Consider the following 17,508-nt stretch of genomic DNA (forward strand, 5'->3'; position numbering starts at 1 on the left):
CCCATGGCCTCCCCCGATTCCTCCACCTCAGCTTCCGCTTCCGCTTCCGCCTCCGCCTCGGCGTCGGCCTCCGCGCGCGCCGCGGCCGATGCACAGCCGGGCTCGGCGTCCGAAGCGGCTGCGGCCGGGCCGGTACTCGCCCTGGACGACGTCAGCTTCGGCTTCACACAACGCGGCAGGACCCGCCACATCCTGCGCCGCGTCAGCCACGAGTTCCACGCGGGCCGGGTCTATTCGATCGTCGGCCCGTCCGGCAGCGGCAAGACCACGCTACTCTCGCTCCTCAGCGGACTCGGCGCTCCGCAGTCCGGCCGGGTCCGCTTCCAGGGCCGGGACGTGGCCGAGATGGGCCTGGAGCGCTACCGCAACCGGCACGCCGCCACCGTGTTCCAGTCGCTCAACCTGCTCGACTACATGACGGCTGTGCAGAACATCACCTCGGCCATGGAGATCACTCGCGTCAGGGGTGTCGACCGCAAGCAACGCGCGAACGAGCTGCTCGACCGCCTCGGAATCGACGAGCACGACCGGCACCGCCGTACCCTGCGGTTGTCCGGCGGGCAGCAGTGACGGGTGGCCATCGCCCGCGCCGTGGCGTGCGACGTCGCGGTCCTGTGCCCGGACGAGCCGACCGGGGCGCTGGACGAGGAAACCGCCTCGGGCATCATCGGGGTCTTCCGCGAACTGGCCCACGAACAGGACCGCTGCGTCGTACTGGTCACCCACTCGCGCGAGGTCGCGCGTGCGTCCGATGAGATCCTGCGCCTCACGGGCGGCACCCTGCGGCGCGAGGGCACCCGTGGAGCGTCCGCGCGGTGACAGGTGGGCGGCAGGCGTCGGCGGCCGGACGCGCCGGACCGTCCCGGTCCGCCCGGACGACCGGACACCCAGACGACCGGACACCCGGACACCCGGACACCCGGCCGACCGGGCGCGTCCGGTACGTCCGTACGGGACGGCGAACCACGGTCGGCATGGGGAAGGGAACGACAGGTCACGCGTGTGTTGGTGGTCGAGGACGAGCGGGACCTGGCGCGGGTTGTGGAGATCGGCCTACGACGCGCTTCCATGGCCGTCGACGTGGTCCACGACGGCGCCGTCGCACTGGAACGGCTCGGGATCTACGACTACGACGCCGTGGTGCTCGACCGTGATCTCCCCGAGGTGCACGGCGACGAGGTCTGCCGACGGATCGTGGCGATGGGCACGGGCAGCCGCGTGCTGATGCTGACCGCAGCCGGAGCCGTGCGGGACCGCATCGAGGGTCTCGGACTGGGCGCCGACGACTACCTGGCGAAGCCCTTTGACCTCGGCGAGGTGGTCGCCCGCCTGCGCGCCCTGTACCGGCGCGCGCCCGTCGCCCATCCACCGGTGCTGATATTCGCGGACCTACGCTTCGACACCCACCGACGCCAAGTCAGCCGCGCGGGACGGGAGATCCGGTTCGCGCCGAAGGAACTCGCCGACCTGGAACTGCTGATGCGCGCGGACGGCGGCATCCTGGCCGTGGACGACCTGCTGGACACGGCATGGAGCCTCGACTCCGACGGCGGGGCCAACGCCGTACGGATGGTGGTGCATTCGCTGCGCCGCAAGCTCGGGGAACCGCAACTCCTGCACACCGCGATCGGCGCCGGCTACCACCTGGTCGCCGCGTGACGACCCCGCACCGGCGTCGGAGCCCGGGCATCCGGACGCGGCTGTTCGCCGGGTTCGCCGTATTGCTGACCGCGGTCGCGGCGCTGATGGCCTTCGTCGTCTTCACCGGCCTGCGGTTCGTCCCCTCGTACAGCACCACCATCGTGGTGCCGCCGCCGAAGGACGGCAGCGTCGTCCCGACGTATTCGGCGCCACCCGCGGAGTCGGCCCCGGACGGTCCGCCCCTTCCCGGGCAGCACCTCCCCGGGATGGTGCTGCCCGGAGCCAAGGTCAGCAGCACCGACGACGTACGCTCCACCGTGCTCACCGCCACCACCGTCGGCATCGGACTCGTTCTGGTCACCCGACTGACCGCCGGCTGGTTCGTCACCCGGCGCCTGCTGACCCCGCTGCGCGCCGTCAGCGAAGCCGCCACGCGGGTCGCCGAAGGCGACCTCCACCACCGCATCCACGCAGACGGCCCCGCCGACGAACTCACCAACCTGGCGGACTCGTTCGACATCATGACCGCCCGCCTGGAGCAGTCCTTCGGCGCACACCGCCGGTTCGCCGCCGACGCCTCCATGAACTGTTGACCCCTCTGGCGACCACCCACACCGCCCTGCAGGTCGTGGAAGGGGGGATCAGCGAGGAGGAGTTCCGCGAACTGCTGCCCATGCTCGTCGAGGCCAACAACCGCAGCATCGCGATCGTGCGGTCCCTGCTGCGGCTCGCCGATGCCGAGAACGCCCGGCTCGACCTGCGGTCCGTCGACCTCGGCGACCTGGTCGCCACCACGGCGAACGACTACGCCGCCCAGGCCCGCGAACGCGACGTCCGCTTGCACGTCCACACCGACGCCGCCTGCCGGGTCGAGACGGATCCCGTGCTGCTGCGCCAACTCGTGGCGAACCTGATCGAGAACGGACTCGGGCACAACCTCGCCCGCGGATCCATGCGGACGACCGTACGCCGCCACAACGCAACCGTGGTGATGGAGACCGCCAACACCGGGCCATACGCCGACGACGAGACGGCGGATCGCCTCTTCGACCTTCTATCGGGCACGATCCCGCGTCGGTGCGGGCGACACCGACGGTGGTGGTGGCTACGGACTGGGCCTGTCCATCGTCCAAGCGATCACCCGCGCCCACGGCGGGAGCGTGGACGCCATCGCGAACCCCGGCGGCGGGATCACCGTACGAGTGGAACTCCCGGCCCGGCCCGACGCATCACCGGCCGACCCACAGCATGCGAAATCACGCGGGTTCGCCTGAGCGTCCATCCACTATCGCGTTCGCCCTGATGGGCGACCGCTACCGAGACCACGACCACGACCACGACCACACCCTCGCCTTGTGCGCGCGCACCGTGCCCCCGGGCTCGCACGCGAGCGTGCAGGCCGGCAACTCGACCACTACCACGCGCCGATGCACCGCCCCCCGCCATGCCCCGAAGGCCGCGTCGCCTGAGCTGTACGCGTTGCGGTCCCGAGCGGATGATGCGTCAGCCACGTCCGAGAAAGCGTCGACGTCGCGGCGCCGGTTCGATGCCCGCCGGGCCCACGTCCGATGGCGTGTCCCTGAACAGCCTGTTCCACCGGTCCCGCGCCACGCCGACGGGAAGCCCCAAGAACGCGGCCCTCAGCGCGGTGAACAAGGGGGAATCGATGTCGTCGGCGTTGCGCGAGTGACCGCGCGCCTCCTTCAGCAGGTCGCGCAATCGCTCGTCCGAAGGGTGCGCGCCCTCGTAGGCGACGAGCAGCGAACGGACGCTGTGGACAAGGCGTTTGCCGATGAGCAGGTCGACCAGGTCGATGACGTCGGCGGGGGTACGCATGGCAACACCGCGCAGCAGCGGGGCGGCCCATTCCTTGTTGACACGGCGCAGCGCCTGGTCCGCGTGGGAGGCATCGAGGGTCGGGGAGTTGGTGGCGCGATTGTGCGCGACCGCGAGCAGGCGGGCGATGTCCGGGATCGGTTGGAGCCGTCCTGTGTAGTGCAGCAGTTCGGGTACGTCCGCGTGACGTTCGATGGTGGTGCCGGCTTCGAGAGTCAGGGCCAGCAGGGGTAGTTCCATGATGTCGCGTTCCGCCGCCGCGGCGTGCAGGAGTGCGGGGGCGTCCTCGTGGTGGCCGTCGTGGCGCAGTTTCTCGATGCGGCGAAGCAGTAGGTCGGTGTCGGCGATCGTCGCGGAGGTGCCGTCGGCGTCGAGGGCGGCCAGGGCCGCGGTGGTGTCGGCGGCCGCCTGGGCCCATCGTTCCTGGTCGGCTTCCTGCAGCCTGGCGAGGGCCCGGGCCTGGGTGAGGTCGCGTTCGAGTTCGCGGATGCGCTGCTCGGCATCGGCGAGGCGTGAGGCCCAGGCGGTGTCGGCTTGCGCCAGGTGGCGTTCGGCTTCCTCGCGGGCGCGGTGTGCCTTCGCGAGTTCCTCGGACAGGTCGGTGATCCGGCGGGTGGTGGCCGCCTGTTCGGCCCGGTATCGCTCCTGGAGGGCGTCGAGTTCGAACTGGCGGATGAGCAGGTGGTCGTGGCGGGCGTCGTACGTGGCGTACACCAGCGTCAGTCCGCGCTCGGTCTCCTCGCCCGTGAGCGGCGTCGCGGTCTCCTCGGCAACCCACCGCTGGAAGGCGCGCATGCCGGCACGCTCGGGACGGGAGTGGCCCGCGAGGTAACGCGACAACGTGCTCGCGCTGATGCCCGACCCCGACGCCACGTCCCCGTCGGTGGCGGCGCTGCTGCGGGGACAGGTCAGGACGCGGTCGACCAGGACGCGGAAGTACCCGGCCAGTTCGGGGTAGGCGGCGTCGTCGGGAATCCGGCCTCGATTCCGACCCGCACGCCGCACCGGATCCGACCGCTCCTCAAGCTCGCCCACGACATCCCTTCCCGATTGCGTACCCGCATTTTGCCGTGTGCGGCGCAACAACGTCCTTGCGTTCGGCGCAAGATCGCCACATCCGGTGGTCTGGACACCCGGGCACGACACGCGGTCGGCCCGGCCACCACCACCTCGATCGGGGACCGCCGTGGACGCCACGAACCTGCTCGCCCAACTCCTCACCGGCCTGCTCACCGACCTGCCCTCGGCACTGCTGGCCACCCTCGCCCTGCCCGCACTGCGCCGACTGCGCCACCGCCGACGCAACGACAACGAGTGACACAACCGAACCCGAACGCCCAACGAAGGAGCCCTCGACGCCGAGGGCTCCTTCGCTCCTTCAGGCGACACCGCACGCCTTCGGAGGATCGACCACAAGCGCGTGCACACTCTCGGCGGTCCTTCGCGTGACTGTCGGGCGGCCCGCATGGCCGCGTGCCCGTTTCCACGCCGCCCGGGGCAGGAAACTCTCGGTCCATCCCAGGCGCGGGAGTGCGGTACGTGCACGTTCACTACGGGTCCCCGCCCGCCGGTTCACGACATCCGGCGACTCCGCAGCGGCACGGCCGGATCGAACAGGGCGCTGATCGTCCGGTCGGGCCGTACTCGATCGGCGTCACCGGATCACGCTGCCGGGATTCTCGGTGGTGGTCGGCTGCGGGAGTCCATAGCATCACGTGCTGCTCGACGAACCCGGGGCCGACGCCGCCCCTGCGCCCCGCGCTCCTGACCACCTCCGCCTGGGACTTCGTCGTCGCGCAGGACTGGGCGAGCCCGCGCTACGGCGCGCCGGCCGCACGGTGAATGGTGGCGGTCGACCGGCCCGCGAGCTCACCGGCCGCGCCATCACCCGGGTGCCGTCGCATTGATGGGGCGGCGTCCCACCCGCCGGGGAGCCGCCCCATCAATGCGACGGAACGCAATCGGAGGCAGTGGAGCGGGACTTGGAGCGGCCGAGGAGGACCAAGGTCCAGGAGAAGGCACCGAAGGACGCGAGGTTGGCCAGGGCGCGCAGGATGTTTGCGGCGACCCATTCGTTTTCGAAGGTGTCGCGGACGGCGGCGGGGTCGGTGATGCGGTCGGGGGCGCCGGCTGCGGCCAGGTCGTGGTTGAGCGGGACGTGGAAGCCGGCGGTGATTGCCAACATCGCCAGGTAGAAGGCGAGTCCGGCGACGATCCAGGCCCGCAGGGCCTTGTCGGTGGTGCGCCAGTGTGTGGCCGTCGCCGCGATCGCGAAGGCCAGGCCGCCCACGAAGCAGCTCGTGAACACCGGGTTGAGGATCACCTCGTTGACGTTTTGCATGACCTCGATGAAGGTCCGGTCGTCGCTGCGGCGCAGCGCGGGCATCACCGAGTAGGAGAACGCCACGAAGAGCCCCGCGGTCAGTCCCGAGGTGATGGTGGCGGCGACGAGGATGCCCGTTCTCCAGGGGCTCACGTACGGCCCCCGTGCCGGATCCCGGACGTGGCCGCCGCGACCTTCGCGCAGTCGGCGAATTCGCGGGCCGGGCGGTCGAGGACCGGGTGAACGCCGTCCTGCAGGCCGGGCGTTGCGGCCGTCCGGGATGGTCGTGAACATCTGTCGGATGGTCTGCATCATCACTCCGGAGATCGTTGACGAATGCTCAGGCCGGGTGCGGCATGCCCCCTCGGGCTTCGCCGGTGCGACCGAGCAAGGCCTGCCCGGCACCGCGGTCACCAGGTCGGTGCCGGGCAGGCGGGGTTGAAAAACGGTCACGGGACGACCGCCAGGGACCGGGTCGGGGTGGTTCACGGGAAGGGTGTCGGTGCGGGCTCGGCGTGCACGGGTAAGGGAGTCCGGGTGGGCCGTGCGTCGCAACAAGCACGGGCTCCCTCGCCTCGTGCTCGAACCAGGCGGGCGCCCCCGGGCATTGCTCGTCTACCGGGCGGCGTCCCATACGCCGGTGGGGGCGATCTCGGCCACCCAGTCCGCGAAGTCGCGGGGCTTGCGGTGCAAGGCGCGTTCGACGCCGTCGGCGAGCGAGCTGTTCCGGCCGTCGAAGAACTCGGAGATGAGCGTGGCCAGCGGCTCGGCGAACTCGCGCGGGGCGCCGTCGGCGGCGACCGCGTCGGCGAACCGGTCCCGGGTGATCGGCTCGTAGCGCAGCTCGCGGCCCGTCGCGCGAGCGATTTCGCCGACGCCTTCGGCGAAGGTCCACAGGCGCGGCCCTGTCAACTCGTAGCGTTCGCCCACGTGTTGATCCTCGGTGAGGGCCGCCACCACGACGTCGGCGATGTCGTCGGCGTCGACGAACGGGTCGGCGTTGTCGCCGGCGGGCAGGGCCAGCACGCCTTGGCGCAGCGGCTCGAGGAACACGCCCTCGTCGAAGTTCTGGTTGAACGAGGCCGGGGCGACGATGGTCCACTCGACCGGAAGGCTCGTCACGGCGTCCTCGCACCGGGTGGCCTCGTCCTGGTTGCGGGCGGACAGGAGGACCAGACGTTCGACGCCGGCGTCGACCGCCAGCCGGGCCACGGCGGCGATGGCGTCGCCGGCGCCGGGCCACTCGATCTCGGGGTAGTACATCAGGTAGGCCGACTTGACGCCGGTGACGGCGCCGGCCCAGGTCGAGGCGTCCTCCCAGTCGAACGGGGGCTCTCCGGTCCGGGAGCCGACCCGCACGTTCACGCCGCGCTCGATCAGCCTGCGCGTCACCCGGCGGCCGACCCGGCCGGTACCACCGAGAACCAACGTCGTGTGCTCGTTCGTTGTCATGGCAGCAGTCTGAACGGGCAGCATCTGGACGGTCCATGGCCGAGATGCCGGAACGCATATGCGATCGTCTAGTCTTCTGCGCATGGACGCACTTGCCGGGTTGCTCGAGGGGCCGCGAGCCAGCGGCGCCTTCCTTCTCCGCATCCTGCTGGATCCTCCGTGGTCGATCCGGGTCCAGGACGGTTCGCCGTTGTGCCTGGCCGTCATGCTCAGCGGCGAAGCGAGCTTCGAGCCCGACCACGGCGAGCCGGTGCGGCTGCGCCGGGGCGACGTCGCCATCGTCCGCGGGCCGGACCCGTACGTGATGCGCGACGACCCGGCGACCCCGCCGCAGGTGATCGTGCACCCCGGTCAGCGGTGCGTGACGCCCGAGGGTGTCGACCTGCGCGAGCGGATGGCGTTGGGGGCGCGCACCTGGGGCAGCAACCCCGACGGGTCGGTGCAGATGGTGCTCGGCGTGTACGAGGAGGTCGGCGCCGTCGGCCGGCGCCTGCTCGACGTACTGCCGCCGCTGCTGGTCGTGTCCGACGACACCTGGGACTCGACGCTCATTCCGCTGCTGGCCAAGGAGGTCACCCAACAGGGGCCGGCCCAGAGCGTCGTGCTCGACCGCCTGCTCGACCTGCTGCTCATCGCGGTGCTGCGGGCGTGGTTGGACCGGCCCGAGTCCGAGGCCCCGGCCTGGTACCGGGCCCACACCCACCCCGTGGTCGGCGAGGCGCTGCGCCTGTTCCACGAGGCCCCGGCGAGCGACTGGACGCTGGCGCGGGTCGCCGCCGAGGTCGGCGTCTCACGGGCGACGCTGGCCGAGTGCTTCCGCAACGCCGTCGGTACGCCGCCGATGACCTACCTCACCGAGTGGCGCCTGGCCCTGGCCGCCGACCTGCTGCGCCAATCCGACGTCACGCTGAATGCCGTCGCCCGGCAGGTCGGCTACGGCAGCGGGTTCGCCCTCAGTTCGGCGTTCAAGCGGGTGTACGGCATCAGCCCGCAGGAGCATCGCGGCGCCGCGCCGGCGGGCTGATCGCGACGTTGTCCGCTGCGACCGGGCATCACATCGAGCGGCTCGGATTCTTGTCTCGAAGGCTGCGGGATTTGATCACCAGCGGTGGTGCGGGACTGCGGATGGGCTCGTTGGTCGGCACCGAACTCACGCGCGCCGAGGCGTCGTTCTTGATGTGTGTGGTGGGCTTGTGGGCGGGCGTCAGTCCCGTCGACGCCAGCCTTGCGATGTCGGCGTCGCGTATCGCGGACAGCTGGGGTTGCCGGGACCGCTCGGGTTGCCGGGACCGCCGGCGTTGCGGAGACCGCTGGGGCTCCGGGGAGAGTTGCGGTTGCGGGGACCGCGCGGGCGACGCGCTTGCGAGTTCGGGCGGCAGTGTCGGTTCCTCGACCTGGAGGTTCAGGGCCGCCCGGACGTCGCGGGTTCGTGCTCGGCCCAGCCAGACCGACAACGTTGCTCCCGGCCCGGGCTCGAAGGGACGTACCGCCGCCTGCAGGCGGTCATAGACGAGGCGGCTGATCGGTTTGACGTTCGGCCCGTTCATGATCGCGTCGGTGCCCAGGATGGCGACCAACTCCGCCAGGTCGCTGGTAGCCGCGTACTCACCCACGACGCTGACGTAATCGGCTTTCGTAAGCCGTTCCGCGGGTTTGCCCACCTCCAGTGCGACGGCGGCGCGGACGTCGTCCCTGAGCGAATTCGGGTAGCCCGGAATCACCCCTGCCTTGCGCCATTCCGGGTGCGCCATCGCCTTCTCGACTACGTGCAGGTACTCGTGGACACCCGTCGGGGTGGGCAGGCCCGCCCCCATCCCGAGCAGCAGGAAGCCCCGGTCGGTCGCGCGGAGGTCGGCGTACGTCTCCCGCTGTTTCGCCGGCTTTCTGGAGAGGAAGGCCGCGGTGTCGACTTTGATCTCGGCCTCCGCGTGCGCGAAGAACCTACGCCCGAGCTCATCGGGGCGGGTGGTGAAGATCTCGCACGAGGTCAGGGCCGTCGCCTGCGTCTCGCCTTCCACCGCCTCCAGAGACAGCCTGCTCAACGCCGTCCCGACGATTCTCTCCACCAGCGCGTCGGGGAAGTGCCGCGCACCGAGCAGCAGGCCGTCCGCGAAATGGCGAGCGCCTTCGACGTCGGCGCTTCCCAGGTTCACCGAGACCCGGGGTTCGTACTCGTATGCCTCGGCCAGACCGCGCTGTGCCAGCGCCAACTCGCTGCCGAGCACGTCTTCGATCTCGAAGAGGTCACGCGCGGCGACCAGCCCGGGATGCAGAACCGGGAACGGGTCGACCGGTACGCCGGACCGCCAGATGAGATGCCGAAGCAGACGGTCGGATCGACCGAATCCCCACGGCGCGAACAAGCCCGCGTCCTTCGGACCCGCTTCTTTCGGACCCGCTGCCTTCGGCTCCATCGCCGACCACTCCAAGGCGTTCGTCTGCCCGTCGACGCCCTTGGAAGTTCGAATGGGATCAGCCGACAGGCCGGGTCGTCCACCGATCCGTTGCCCGATCGAGGGGGTGGGTGCCGGTCACATCGTGGCGACCGACAGCGCCGCGCCCGTGCGGCGATACCGGATGAACCCGAGGCCACCGCAGAGCTGTTGCCGGTTCGGTGACTGGTGTTGCCGGTTCAGTTGACGAGCGGGGAGCCGTACACGTCCCAGGCCGTGCCGGCCTTGTCGTCATCCTTGATGCCGGCGTTCACGAAGGCGTCGGCGGCACCTGCCATGGCGGAGCTGCCGCCCGGCACGGTGACGAAGCCCGGAATCGATCCTGCACGTTTCTTGCGCACTGATGGGAATCCTTGGATCGGTGAGGCGGTCTCGGCGCGGTCAGGCGGAGGTGGACTCGCGTCGATCCGCTTGCATCGCCCGCGTCGGTTTCATCGGCGGCGAGCAGCACGTTAGGGCATCCGCCGGTCGCCGGAACAGGGCTTTGGTGCACCATTTCCCGCTGCCGGCAGGGCACTTGTGCACCATTTCCCGGCACACCCGCGTCCCCGCCCGCGCCCCGCGCCCCCTCCGGCCGTGCTCCGGCCACGTCGTCGACGGCGGCGATGTCCGGCGCTGAGATGGTCGATCCCGAGACCCGTCGACACGGCGTGGCGCCGCTGTTGACCGGCCCGGTGGCGGCATCAGCGGGATCGAGACGGCACAGCCTTCCCCTCCACCCGCCGCCGCGCAGCCGACGACCCCGACCCGGCGCGGCCGGATCGGGGCGGCCGGATCGGGGCGGCCGGATCGGGGCGGCCGGATCGGGGCGGCCGGATCGGGGCGGCCGGATCGGGGCGGCCGGATCGGGGCGAGCGTGTCAGGCCGACACGCCGGCCAGCACCTTTCCCGTCAGCACCTCCCGGTAGCGGCGGGCGAGTTCAGCCAGGTCATTGTCGTCCAGCACGCGCGCGCCATGCACCACGAAGGGGTCCTCGTAGCGCATCCCGACGAGGTTCGCCGTCGCGTCGAACGGGCGCAGCAGGTCGGCCACCGGGAATCGGTTGAGCCCGTCGGGGCGGTAGAGCTCTGCGGCTCCGCCGGCCGTGGTGGCAACCCGCAACGACTTGCCGTGCAGGGCCGTGCCGCCGGCGCCGTACGCGAAACCGTAGGCGAGTACGTCGTCCGACCACTGCTTGAGCAGCGCGGGCGAGGAGTACCAGTGGAACGGGAACTGCAACACGATCCGGTCGTGTGCGAGCAGCAGTTCCCGCTCGCGGTCGGCGTCGATGCGCAGGTCGGGGTAGGCCGCGTACAGGTCGTGCACGGTGACGTCGGGCAGGTCGCGGACGGCGTCGGAAAGCACCGCGTTGATCCGCGAGTTCGCGAGGTCGGGGTGGGCCAGGACGACGAGGGTGTCAGGCATGGTGGTCACAGTCCGATCGGGGTGGTGGTGGGGTCGATGACAAGGCCGTGGGCATCGCCCTCGACGACGGCCGTGTAGGCGCGGGCGACGTCGGCGGCGGGTGTGCCGGGTGAAGGGTCCATACCGAGCATTGCGAGGGACTCGCTCAGCCAACCGGGGCTGACGATGTTGAGCCTGATACCGCGCGTCGTCTCGGTCGCGGCGGCGAGTACGAACGCCTCCAGGCCGGCGTTGACCAGGTAGCCGGTGCTCGACCCCGGAATCGGCTCCGCGAAGCGCCCACCGGTCAGGGTGATCGAACCCCCGTCCCGGACCCGGTGGATGGCCCGCCGCACGAGGTCGACCTGGCCGACCAGCTTGCCGCTCAGACCCGTCCAGAAGGCGGCGTCGTCGCCGTCGTGCAACCGGGTCAGGGCGCCGCTCGCGGCGGCGCACACCACGGCGTCGAAGGCGCCGACCTCGTCGAACATCGCGTCCAGCGAGGCCCGGTCGGTCAGGTCCGCGTGTACCGGTCCGCGCCGGCCGACCCGGATCACGTCGTGTCGCGTTTCGAGTTCGGCGGCGATGGCGCTGCCGAGGGTGCCGCCGGCACCGATCACGATGACTCTCATGTGCTCCGCTCCCCTTGCCCGTTCGTGGTGGTCGTCGTTGCGTCGGACACCAGACTGCGCGCGGATCGGCGGGGCAGCCGGCCCCGTGTCGGGGGTACCTCCCCGGTGCCTACACCTGGCAGGTGCAGGCAGGGCCGCAGCGTCACGGGCACAATCGAGTGCATGGACACGCATGCGGAGCTGGGCGAATTCCTGCGTTCACGACGGGCCGTACTCTCCCCCGAGGAGGCCGGACTACCGACGTTCGGCGGGCGCCGACGCGTCCCGGGCCTGCGCCGCGAGGAGTTGGCCCAGCTCGCCGGCGTCAGCGCCGGGTACTACACGCGCCTGGAACAGGGCCAGAGCCCGAACGCGTCGGACGCGGTGCTCGACGCGATCGCACGCGTGCTGCGCCTGGACGACGTCGAGCGCACGCACCTGTACACACTGGCCCGGCCGGCCGCCAAGCCGCGCCGGCGCGCGAGCAAGCCCGAACACGTGCGGCCCACGGTCGGCTTCATGATCGACGCGTTCGCACGCGTGCCGGCCCTGGTGATGGGGCGCTTCCTGGACGTGCTCGCGTGGAACCCGATGGCGCACGCGTTGATCGCCGGACACGTGGACTTCACCGCACCGAGCCGGCCGGCGGATCGCCCCAACATCGCGAGGTTGCTCTTCCTGGACCCGCACGCTCGGGAGTTGTACGGGGACTGGACCCGCAAGGCGCGCTCGACCGTCGCCGACCTGCGGCTCATCTCGGGCCGCTACCCCGGGGCCCCGGCGTTGGCCACCCTCGTGGGTGAACTGACGCTTGCCAGCCCGGAGTTCGCGAAGTTGTGGGCCGCCCACACGGTCGGGGACTGCGGCACGAACACGCGCGACTACCATCACCCGGTCGTGGGCACGATGCGGCTCACCATCGAGTTCATGGCCCTGCCCGACGAGGGTCAGCGCGTCGCCGTGTTCACGGCCGCTCCGGATTCGCCCTCGGCGGCGGCCCTGTCACTGCTGAACGACATCGTCGCGGACACCGCGTCGGGCAGGGCCTGACGCCGTCGTTCACGTCCTGCGACCCGCGCGGGGAGCAGCGCGGGTCGCGGCGCGGTATGGCCGCGGCTTCGCACGTACCGGCGCCTTCGTCACACGCTCGCCGGCGTCGTCGTCGGTGCCGGGACACCGCCCCCGGTCGCGCGGGCGCGCGTGCCCGTACCCGGCGCCGAGTTCGTCGCGCCCCGGCCCGCGCTCCCGGTCGTACCGCCGCCGCCCGACGCCGGTGCTCCGGCTCCCTCGCGGGCCGCGCTCCGGATCGCCTGCGCGAAGACGCGCATCGCCTCCGTGTTCTCCTCGCTGCGCCACACCAGGCCGTAGTCGACCGGCTCGGCGTCCAGGAACGGCACGTACGTGACCCCGGGCCGCGCGAAGTACGCGGAGGCGTGTGCGGGCGACAGCAGCGCCCCGCGTCCGGCCGCCACCATCATCAACGCTTCCTGCATGTTGGTGACCGAGGGGCCGCGCCCGATCGCCCGCCCGCCGGGTGTGTGCGTCGGTGCGTGGAACTCGCGTACGTGGTCCGGGATTTCGCCGGCGATGGTGAGCAGCGGCAGGTCGGCCAGGTCCTCGAAGACGACTGCGGCGTGGGCCGCGAGCGGGTGATCGCTCGCGATCGCCAGCGTGCGTCCTTCGCGGAGCAGGGCGGGACCGTGGGCGAGGTCGGTCTCGCGTACCGGCAGTTCCGCGACCTGCACGTCGAACTCCCCGTTGCGCAACTGCCCGTATGGATCGGCGAGGGGCACTTCGCAGATCTCCACCGCCAGTTCGGGGTGGGCACTCCGGAGCATCTCGGCGGCGCGGAGCACGATCTCACCGGTGAGCGGCGTCGAGAATCCGACGTGCAGCACCGCGTCGATGCCGCGCGCGGTGCTCCGGGCCCGTTCGACGGCCGCCGCCAGCGCGAGGTGGAGCGGGGCCACGTCGTCGCGCAGTTGGCGTCCGATCACGGTCAGCCCGACCCGGCGGCTCGTCCGCACGAACAGCGGAGCCCCGACGTGCCGTTCCAGACGGTTCACGAGCTGGCTCACGCGTGAGCGCGACAGGCGCATGCGGTCCGCCGTCCGGCCGAAGTGGAGTTCCTCGGCCAGGATCAGAAACGTCTCCAGTTCATCGCGTTCCATGGGGCCCTCACGGCGGTCGATCGGATCATGCAGTCGGACTGCATGAACGGTGAGATCTTCGCCGTTGTTCCACTTTGGCGTCCGGGACGAAGGTGGTGACATCCCGATCACCACTCGCCCCGGAGGCGTTTCCGATATGTCCCCAGAAACTGCCGACACAAGCGCCACAAGCGGCACAAATAGTACTAGCAGCGCGAGCAGTACAGGTACGCGCGACACCACGGACGGTTCCGGCGCCCTCGGTGGCCTCGGCGCGCGCAGCTGGGGCGTGCTGCTCGTCCTGTGCGGCGCGATCTTCCTCGAGGGCATCGACGTGGCCATGCTCAACGTGGCCCTGCCCTCGATCCGCGCCGACCTGGGCATGTCCACCGGCGAGTTGCAGTGGGTGATGAGTGCCTACGTCCTCGGTTACGGCGGCTTCATGCTCCTCGGCGGGCGCGCGGCCGACCTCTTCGGGCGGCGGCAGATGTTCGTGTTCTGGCTTGTCGTCTTCCTGCTCTTCTCCGGCCTCGGCGGCTTCGCCACGGAGGGCTGGATGCTGATCGTCGCCCGTTTCGTAACCGGTGTCGCCGCCGCGTTCATGACCCCGGCGGGTCTGTCCATCATCACCACGAGCTTCGCCGAGGGCCCGCAGCGCAATCGCGCCCTGCTCATCTACTCGGGGACCGCCGCCGGCGGGTTCTCGATCGGCCTCGTCGCGGGCGGCCTGCTGACCTCGGCGGGCTGGCGCTGGGTGTTCTTCGCTCCGGTCGTCCTGTCCGCGCTCATCCTGATCGCGGCACTCGCGGTGGTCCCGAAGTCGCCGCGTCCGGCGCGCACGGGCGAGGGCTTCGACATCCTCGGCGGCCTGACCGTCACCGGCGGCATCGTGCTCATCGTCCTCGGGGTCGAACGCGCCGCCCACGCCACCCTCGTCGAGACACTCGCCACGGTCGGCGGGGGTCTGCTGCTCCTGGCGGCCTTCGTCGTCATCGAGCGCCGGTCGGCCGCGCCGCTGGTGCGCCTGGGCATCCTGCGCAACGGCGCACTGCTCCGCGCCAACCTCTCGGGGCTGCTGTTCGCGGGCGGCTTCTTCGGCTTCCAGTTCATCGTCGTTCTGTACCTGCAGGAGTTGCGCGGCTGGTCGACGCTGGAGACCAGCTTCGCGATGATCGTCATCGGCATCGACGCCGTCCTGTCGCCGCTCCTCACCCCCAAGCTGGTCGAGCGCTTCGGCAACGCCCGGGTGATCTTCGGCGGGCTCGTACTCGCGTCCGTGGCCTATGCGCTGTTCCTGCCGGTCGGCTCCGACTGGACCTATCTCGCGATGCTGCCGAGCCTCGTGCTCCTCGGCCTGGCCTTCGCCCTTTCGTACGGCCCGCTCACCATCGCCGCCACGGAAGGCGTCGACGAGGAGGAACAGGGTCTCGCCGGCGGGCTGCTCTACACCTCGTTCCAGTTCGGCTCGGCACTGGGCCTGTCCGCCGTGACCGCGGTCAACATCGCGGCCACGGACGCCGGTTCGGCCTCCGGTCAACTCGACGGCTACCGGGCCGCGCTCGTCGTCCCGTTCGTGGCGGCCGCTGTCGCGGCGGTGATCGGGGCGTTCGGGCTGCGCTCGGGATCGACGGCGGTCGGCGGGAGTGGCGACGACGACACCGATGCGCCCGGCGCGGTGACCCAGATCCCTACTCCGACCTCGGCACGAACCAAGAACGCCACCGACGTCCCCGTCGCGCGCTGAGCACCATCGACCCACCCACAACCTCAGGAGCCCTCCATGGCCACCAAAGTCAGCGACTTCGCCGACATCCAGGACACGTTCTTCTCCTACATCCGCGAGATCAAGTACGCCACGATGATCACCGTCGACAAGCGACACCGCCCGCGTGCGCGCATCCTCTTCCCCGTCTGGGAGGTCGTCGACGGCGCCCCGAGAGGCTGGCTCGCGGTCTACAAGACCCCGGTGAAGGCCGCCCACCTGGCCGACAACCCGCACACCACCTACTCGTACTGGAGCCCCCGCCAGAACGCCGTCTTCGTCGACAGCGTCTCCACGTGGGCCGAGGACCGCGAATCCCGGGAGTACGCCTGGGACCTGTACGTCAACGGCGGCCCGCCCGGCGTCGGCTACGACCCCGCCCGCTACTGGCAGGGCGGACCCGACGACCCCGACTACCACGTACTCCGCATCGACCCCTGGCGCATCCAACTCGTCCGGGGCACCGACCTCCGCAACACCCTGTGGCAGCCCCTCCGCACACCCGCCGAATCGGGGGCCTCCACCCTCTGAACAGACTCGCCCGAACCGCGTCCTGGCCGGACCCGCCCGCATCGGCGGGGCCGGCCGGTGCGCATGAGCGGGACCGAGGTCTGCCCTGGTGGTTGCCGGGCGCGGACGACGAGGTGGAGAGGGTATGCGGTGGCGGGAGGGCCTTCGGCCCCGCCTGCCCGCCGGGGCTCCGGTTCGTGGACGGGGCCAACGTTGCAAGGTGCCGGCCGGTGGGGCGGACGATTTCGGCGCCGCCGCCGTCGGAGACGGTGGCGCTGTAGGTGACGCAGATCGGCCACGTGCGACCGACCTGGCTAAGGCTTGTCCCGTAATTGATCTCGGGGCGTGTGGATCGGGGTTTCTCGCTGGGTCAGCCGGCGAGGGTGAGGTTGTGCAGGCGGGCGATGCCGAGCATGGCGTGGTGGACGCCGGCGCCTTTGAGCCGGCAATCGCGCAGGATCTTCCAGGTCTTCATGCGGGCGAAGACGTGCTCGACGCGGGCGCGAACACGGCGGTGTGAGGTGTTGTGCTCGTGTTTCCAGTCGGGAAGTTCGTCCTGGCCGCGTTCGCGGTGATGGGGGACCAGGACGTCGGTGCCGCGGTAGCCGCCGTCGCCGATCACCCGCGCGGTGCCGACGGCAGCCTTGGCACCGGACAACTCCCAGGCCTTGCAGTCGTTGCGGTTGCCGGTGACCGGGCGGCCGACCGCGACGACCAGGCGGGTGTCGGCGTCGATGACGACCTGGTGGTTCGTGGAGTACCGGTAGTTCTTGGACTTTTCGGCGACCGTGTGGTCGCGGGTGGGGACGAGGGTGCCGTCGACGATCAGGACGGTGTCCTTGCGGAAACGCTTGCGTGGCCGGAGGGCGAGCATGGGGCCGAGATGGTCGACGACGCGATCGGCTGCGGACTTCGATATGCCGAACAGCGGCGCGAGTTGGCGCAGTGTCAGGTTCGTGCGCCGGTACGCGGCGACCGGCAGCACCCGGTCCTCCAACGGCAGTGCCCATGGCCGGCCCTTCCGGGCCGGTCGGCGCCCTCGCGTCGCAACGCGGTGACCAGCTTGCCGAACTGACGCGGGCTCAGCCCGGTGAACGGGGCTATCCAGGACGGCTCCGACGCCGTGATCACACCAGCCACACCAAGATCATCCCACCCGCGATCAACACTTACGGGACAAGCCTTAGTACTGCAACGACACTTCGGGATGTCCTCGGCGTCTGTAATGGCTGATGCGGGCTCGAGCTTGGCTTCTTCTTCGCCATGTGGACCAGGCGAGTACATGCTTCGTGCTGTGGCGAACCGGAGAAGAAATACGGTTGAAGAGCCGCCAGGCCTCATTCATGGTCACGGGTACCAGATATCGTCCGCCACCGCCTTCCAGAT

General features: G+C 70.7%; 18 protein-coding genes and 1 pseudogene. 10 read left to right on the forward strand and 9 right to left on the reverse strand.

All coding sequences use genetic code 11. The features are described 5' to 3' along the window. Nucleotides 1–3 precede the first annotated feature (3 nt). The 5 genes from ACWCPW_RS45955 (at nt 4) to ACWCPW_RS45975 (ending at nt 2,944) form a co-directional block, all read left to right on the forward strand. Nucleotides 4–570 carry an ATP-binding cassette domain-containing protein gene (locus ACWCPW_RS45955; RefSeq protein ID WP_449767594.1) on the forward strand — a complete coding sequence of 189 codons (567 nt, stop codon included), beginning with the start codon at nt 4–6 and terminating at the stop codon, nt 568–570. A gap of 3 nt (nt 571–573) precedes the next feature. Next, entirely contained in the window at nt 574–819 is a 246-nt protein-coding gene (locus ACWCPW_RS45960) for a hypothetical protein (RefSeq protein ID WP_449767595.1), read from the forward strand. Nucleotides 820–1,002: 183 nt separating this feature from the next. Continuing rightward, complete coding sequence (locus ACWCPW_RS45965) at nt 1,003–1,659, forward strand: response regulator transcription factor (protein ID WP_449767596.1); 657 nt, start codon at nt 1,003–1,005, stop codon at nt 1,657–1,659. Next, a complete protein-coding gene (locus ACWCPW_RS45970; RefSeq protein ID WP_449767597.1) occupies nt 1,656–2,234 on the forward strand; it encodes a HAMP domain-containing protein in 579 nt (192 codons plus the stop codon). The genes ACWCPW_RS45965 and ACWCPW_RS45970 overlap by 4 nt, the downstream gene beginning before the upstream one ends. Continuing rightward, nucleotides 2,231–2,944 carry a sensor histidine kinase gene (locus tag ACWCPW_RS45975; protein WP_449767598.1) on the forward strand — a complete coding sequence of 238 codons (714 nt, stop codon included), beginning with the start codon at nt 2,231–2,233 and terminating at the stop codon, nt 2,942–2,944. The genes ACWCPW_RS45970 and ACWCPW_RS45975 overlap by 4 nt, the downstream gene beginning before the upstream one ends. Before the next feature lie 200 nt (nt 2,945–3,144). Here ACWCPW_RS45975 and ACWCPW_RS45980 read toward each other — a convergent pair whose 3' ends face one another. Further along, entirely contained in the window at nt 3,145–4,512 is a 1,368-nt protein-coding gene (locus tag ACWCPW_RS45980; RefSeq protein ID WP_449767599.1) for a hypothetical protein, read from the reverse strand. Between the two features lie 151 nt (nt 4,513–4,663). On the opposite strand from ACWCPW_RS45980, the gene ACWCPW_RS45985 reads away from it, so the two are divergent. Further along, entirely contained in the window at nt 4,664–4,795 is a 132-nt protein-coding gene (locus tag ACWCPW_RS45985) for a hypothetical protein (RefSeq protein WP_449767600.1), read from the forward strand. Between the two features lie 624 nt (nt 4,796–5,419). Here ACWCPW_RS45985 and ACWCPW_RS45990 read toward each other — a convergent pair. Then, nucleotides 5,420–5,953 (reverse strand): anthrone oxygenase family protein, encoded by a 534-nt coding sequence (locus tag ACWCPW_RS45990; RefSeq protein WP_449767601.1) that lies wholly within the window; start codon nt 5,951–5,953, stop codon nt 5,420–5,422. Between the two features lie 462 nt (nt 5,954–6,415). Beyond that, nucleotides 6,416–7,252 carry an NmrA family transcriptional regulator gene (locus ACWCPW_RS45995; protein WP_449767602.1) on the reverse strand — a complete coding sequence of 279 codons (837 nt, stop codon included), beginning with the start codon at nt 7,250–7,252 and terminating at the stop codon, nt 6,416–6,418. An 82-nt stretch (nt 7,253–7,334) separates the two neighbouring features. Between ACWCPW_RS45995 and ACWCPW_RS46000 the strand changes: the two genes are divergently transcribed. Continuing rightward, nucleotides 7,335–8,276, forward strand: coding sequence for an AraC family transcriptional regulator (locus ACWCPW_RS46000; protein ID WP_449767603.1), 942 nt, complete (start codon nt 7,335–7,337; stop codon nt 8,274–8,276). A 28-nt stretch (nt 8,277–8,304) separates the two neighbouring features. Here the strand turns inward: ACWCPW_RS46000 and ACWCPW_RS46005 are convergent, their stop codons facing one another. The 4 genes from ACWCPW_RS46005 to ACWCPW_RS46020 all read right to left on the reverse strand — a co-directional run bounded on the left by ACWCPW_RS46005 (nt 8,305) and on the right by ACWCPW_RS46020 (nt 11,721). Then, nucleotides 8,305–9,477 carry a hypothetical protein gene (locus ACWCPW_RS46005; RefSeq protein WP_449767604.1) on the reverse strand — a complete coding sequence of 391 codons (1,173 nt, stop codon included), beginning with the start codon at nt 9,475–9,477 and terminating at the stop codon, nt 8,305–8,307. Nucleotides 9,478–9,884: 407 nt separating this feature from the next. Then, on the reverse strand, nt 9,885–10,046 hold the full coding sequence (locus ACWCPW_RS46010; protein ID WP_449767605.1) for a hypothetical protein: 162 nt from the start codon (nt 10,044–10,046) through the stop codon (nt 9,885–9,887). 518 nt (nt 10,047–10,564) lie between these two features. Continuing rightward, entirely contained in the window at nt 10,565–11,110 is a 546-nt protein-coding gene (locus tag ACWCPW_RS46015; RefSeq protein WP_449767606.1) for an NAD(P)H-dependent oxidoreductase, read from the reverse strand. 5 nt (nt 11,111–11,115) lie between these two features. Next, nucleotides 11,116–11,721, reverse strand: a complete 606-nt coding sequence (locus tag ACWCPW_RS46020) for a short chain dehydrogenase (protein ID WP_449767607.1) — start codon at nt 11,719–11,721, stop codon at nt 11,116–11,118. Nucleotides 11,722–11,883: 162 nt separating this feature from the next. On the opposite strand from ACWCPW_RS46020, the gene ACWCPW_RS46025 reads away from it, so the two are divergent. Beyond that, the gene (locus tag ACWCPW_RS46025; RefSeq protein WP_449767608.1) at nt 11,884–12,750 is read left to right on the forward strand and encodes a helix-turn-helix transcriptional regulator; all 867 of its coding nucleotides are present in this window, start codon (nt 11,884–11,886) and stop codon (nt 12,748–12,750) included. An 89-nt stretch (nt 12,751–12,839) separates the two neighbouring features. Here the strand turns inward: ACWCPW_RS46025 and ACWCPW_RS46030 are convergent, their stop codons facing one another. Further along, nucleotides 12,840–13,871, reverse strand: coding sequence for a LysR family transcriptional regulator (locus tag ACWCPW_RS46030; protein ID WP_449767609.1), 1,032 nt, complete (start codon nt 13,869–13,871; stop codon nt 12,840–12,842). Nucleotides 13,872–14,007: 136 nt separating this feature from the next. Here ACWCPW_RS46030 and ACWCPW_RS46035 point away from each other — a divergent pair, with 136 nt between their 5' ends. Then, a complete protein-coding gene (locus tag ACWCPW_RS46035; RefSeq protein WP_449767610.1) occupies nt 14,008–15,594 on the forward strand; it encodes an MFS transporter in 1,587 nt (528 codons plus the stop codon). Nucleotides 15,595–15,630: 36 nt separating this feature from the next. Further along, nucleotides 15,631–16,143: a pyridoxamine 5'-phosphate oxidase family protein gene (locus ACWCPW_RS46040; protein WP_449767611.1), complete on the forward strand. Its 513-nt coding sequence runs from the start codon at nt 15,631–15,633 to the stop codon at nt 16,141–16,143. Nucleotides 16,144–16,492: 349 nt separating this feature from the next. Here the strand turns inward: ACWCPW_RS46040 and ACWCPW_RS46045 are convergent. Further along, nucleotides 16,493–17,262: pseudogene (locus ACWCPW_RS46045) on the reverse strand (transposase). Between the last annotated feature and the right edge of the window lie 246 nt (nt 17,263–17,508).

The sequence above is a fragment of the Embleya sp. NPDC001921 genome, from assembly GCF_053594475.1.